Raw genomic sequence first — 3,819 nt, forward strand, 5'->3', positions numbered from 1 at the left:
ATGCCGGGACTAAACACCTAGGTGACTTCGATGACATTGGTCTGACACTCAGCGATGCGGCTAGGCGGAGTTTTGCCTTCCTGTCTACTCACACGCATGGAAGTTGAAGCGCAATGCAACCTGTGGAATAGTCAAATCAACGCCATCCACGCCCTTCACGCTCATCCCCTGGTCAAGAATGTCTCACAAAATGGAATGCGCCGCCGCCTGGTGGTTTCTCGCGACCGCCTCCCTTGTCGCAAACTTCGGCTCGCCGGCCTATGCGGACACCCTGTCCACGTCCTGGCCACAAACACAAAGCGACATCCAGGCCGATTCCAGCGTCCATTTCGGCACGCTCGCCAACGGTATGCGGTTTGCCATCATGCGAAATGCCACACCGCCCGGACAAGCCGCCATCCGCTTTCGCATAGGCTCCGGTTCACTTGACGAAAACGACAACCAACAGGGCCTGGCGCATGTTCTCGAGCACATGGCCTTCAAGGGTTCGACGCATGTCGCCGAAGGGGAGATTATCCGTATTCTGCAGCGCAAGGGCCTGGCCTTTGGACCGGACACCAACGCCCATACCTCTTATGACGAGACTGTCTATGCGCTCGATCTTCCCGAGGTTGATGCCGACACGGTTTCGACGGGGCTGATGCTGATGCGAGAGACGGCGAGCGAGCTGACCCTCGATGCCGGCGCCTTCGATCGCGAACGCGGCGTCATCCTGTCGGAGGAGCGGCTGCGCGATACGCCGCAGTATCGCGCAGGGCTCGGAATCATGAATTCCTTGCTCGCCGGCCAACGCGCGACCACGCGCGCGCCGATCGGCAAAGCCGATATCATCAGCAATGCGCCGGTGGATCTCGTTCGCGATTATTACCAGGCCAATTATCGGCCAGATCGGGCAACGCTGATGGTGGTGGGCGATATCGACCCCGCCGTCATGGAAAACGAAATCCGGCAGCGCTTCGGCGATTGGGAGGGCGTGGGTCCGACGCCTGCAAAACCGGACCTTGGTACACTGGAGACGAAAGGCGAAAGCGCCGACGTCCTCGTCGTTCCCGGCGGCATGACCAGCGTACAGATCGCCTGGACGCGTCCTTATGACGCCGCACCTGACACTTTCGCCAAGCGACGCACCGAGCTTGTCGAAGATCTCGGCCTGATGGTGCTCAAACGTCGGGTGAGCACCATCGCCAGCAAGGCGGATGCCCCTTTCATCAGTGCGGGCGTTGGCTCCCAGGATCTCCTCGATTCCGCGCATGTCGTCCTCATCTCGGCGAATTCCGAGCCGGACAAATGGCAGGCAGCACTCGGGGCCATTGACCAGGAACAGCGTCGCATCCAACAGTTCGGCGTTGCGCAGGCAGAGATCGATCGCGAAATCCTCGAATATCGCTCAGCCCTCCAGGCTGCCGTGGCTGGAGCCGAGACGCGCACGACCACCAACATTGCGTCCACGCTGGCCAGCAGCGTCGATGACAATCAGGTCTTCACGTCGCCCGGCCAGGACCTCTCGCTGTTTGAGACGATGACGAACGGCGTTACGGCGGCCGAGGTCAATCAGGCCCTGCAACGTGCTTTCGCAGGCAACGGCCCGCAAGTCGTGTTGCAGTCGGCCCAATTGCCGCAGGCCGGAGCCGATGCGGTTCGACAAGCCTATGACGCTTCAAAGGCCATTGCCGTCTCGGCGCCAGCCAGTGCTGCGGACGTCGTCTGGCCCTACACTCATTTCGGCGAGCCGGGGGCTGTGGTCGAACGCCGCGCCGTCGACGATCTCGGCTTGACCATGGTGCGCTTTTCCAACGGCGTGCGGCTTACTGTCAAGCCGACCAAGCTGCGCGCCAACGAAGTGCTGGTGCGCGAAGATATCGGCCGTGGTCGGTTGGATATGCCGCACGACCGTCCCGCCCCGATCTGGGCATCCCCCGCGGTCGCGCTGTCCGGCGTGAGGGCCATGGATTATCAGGATGTACAGAAAGCGCTGACGGCTAACATCGTCGGCATCGACTTCTCGGTCGGCGACAGCTCCTTCCAGTTCGACGGTCGTACACGGACTGAAGATCTTGTGACGCAATTGCAGTTGATGACGGCTTATACCTCTGATCCCGCCTACCGCCCCGAAGCGTTCAAGCGTGTGCAACAGGCCTATTTGAGTGGCCTCGATCAGTATCAGGCGACCCCCGGCGGCGTTGTCAGTCGCGATTTCGGAGGTCTCGTGCATTCCGGCGATCCGCGCTGGACCTTTCCTGACCGCGCTGAGTTGTCCGCCGCCAAGCCGGGCGATTTCGAGGCGGTGTTCCGACCTATGGTGTCCAACGGCCCGATCGATATCACCATCGTCGGCGACGTGACGGTGGACGACGCAATCCGGTTGACAGCTGAAACCTTCGGTGCTTTGCCGCCGCGCCCGGAGGCGGGGCCGAGCAATGATCGGGGCGACGTGCGTTTTCCGGCGGCGAACGAGAAGCCCGTTTTGCTGACCCATAGCGGCAGGGCAGATAACGCCGCCGCCGCGGTAGGGGCTCCGATCGGCGATTTGCTCTCCGATCTGCCGCGGTCCTTCACCGCCAATATTGCCACCCAGATTTTCCAGAACAGGCTGATCGACCAGTTCCGCATTACCGAAGGCGCAAGCTACGCCGTGGAGGGCGATGCTAATCTGTCAAGGGACGTCCCCGGCTATGGCTACGCTTTTTTCTATGTCGAGACGGCCCCGGCAAAGATTGCGCGCTTCTATGCACTTGTCGACGAGATCGCCAATGACCTGCGGTCGCATGATGTCTCTCCGGACGAATTCGCCCGCGCCCGGGAACCGATCATCGAGACACTGAAGCATCAGCGGCAGAGCAACGAATATTGGATCGAATCTCTGCGGGGCGCTCAGACGGATCCGCGTCGTTTAGATCGGATACGCCACAATCTCAGCGGCTACGACAAGGTCACCGCCGGCGATATCCGCGAATTTGCCAAGACCTATTTCAGCCCGGAAAAATTCTGGAAATTCGAAGTGCTGCCGGCGGCGGTAAGATAGGGGCCGGGCCGTCCGATCTCGGCTCGCGTATCCGAGATAGATTAACCGGCGCCGGCCAACAGAGGTGCCGCAGCGCCATCGCTCAGGAGCGGCGTTTGACCACACGCATATTCATCTCCGAGCGAAGCGTGAAGCCAAGCGTCCGATAGAGGGAAATGGCGGATGTGTTTGCCGCATAGGCATGCAGATAGGCCGTGTTGCCGCTGGATGCGATTTGGCCGGCAACGAAGTGGAAGAGCAGGGTACCGAGGCCGCGCCCCTGGAAATCGGGATGGGTGCAAAGCCCGCTGAGCTCGATGAAACCGGTCTGCCGCATCCGCTGCCCCGCCATGGCCACCAGCCGTCCCTCGCTTCTGATCCCCCAGAAGCTGCCGAGGCTCTGGGCCCGAAGGGTGAACGGCCCGGGTTTCGTCAGTGTCGCCAGCGCCAGCATGTCGGCGGCATCTGCCTCCGTCAGCCTCTCGATGCGGGAATCCGAAATCTGCTCGTGCGGCCGCTCGGCAACCATCTGAACCACCGACGCCTCGGTGACGACAGCAAGGCCCGTCGGAATGGCGATCGGCGCGGCTTCGACGAGGATCATGCTCTCCTCCTGCGAAGGCAAGTTCTCCAGGGCGTCGAGACTTTCAGGCCTATCGTCGGCGGAGGCGGCGAAGGGGACGATCGGTGGTGGGTATCGCCGCGCGTTTTCGTTCCCTTCCGCAAGGCCGGCATGCGCGGTCTTAAGCGCGGTCCAGATCGGCCGGTCGAGGATATGGGTCATGCTTTTTCCTCCTTAGGAGTTGTGGACACTTACC

2 protein-coding genes are annotated in these 3,819 nt (G+C 61.6%); one reads left to right on the top strand and one right to left on the bottom strand.

Annotation, left to right across the window (positions count from 1 at the left end):
* Positions 1 to 178: 178 nt before the first annotated feature.
* Complete coding sequence (locus tag RCCGE510_RS08435) at positions 179 to 3,022, top strand: M16 family metallopeptidase (RefSeq protein ID WP_037078158.1); 2,844 nt, start codon at positions 179 to 181, stop codon at positions 3,020 to 3,022.
* Between the two features lie 82 nt (positions 3,023 to 3,104).
* On the opposite strand, the gene RCCGE510_RS08440 is transcribed toward RCCGE510_RS08435, so the two are convergent.
* The gene (locus RCCGE510_RS08440) at positions 3,105 to 3,785 is read right to left on the bottom strand and encodes a GNAT family N-acetyltransferase (RefSeq protein WP_007629004.1); all 681 of its coding nucleotides are present in this window, start codon (positions 3,783 to 3,785) and stop codon (positions 3,105 to 3,107) included.
* Positions 3,786 to 3,819 lie beyond the last annotated feature (34 nt).

Source organism: Rhizobium sp. CCGE 510, from assembly GCF_000292525.1.
Taxonomy (GTDB): Bacteria; Pseudomonadota; Alphaproteobacteria; order Rhizobiales; family Rhizobiaceae; genus Rhizobium.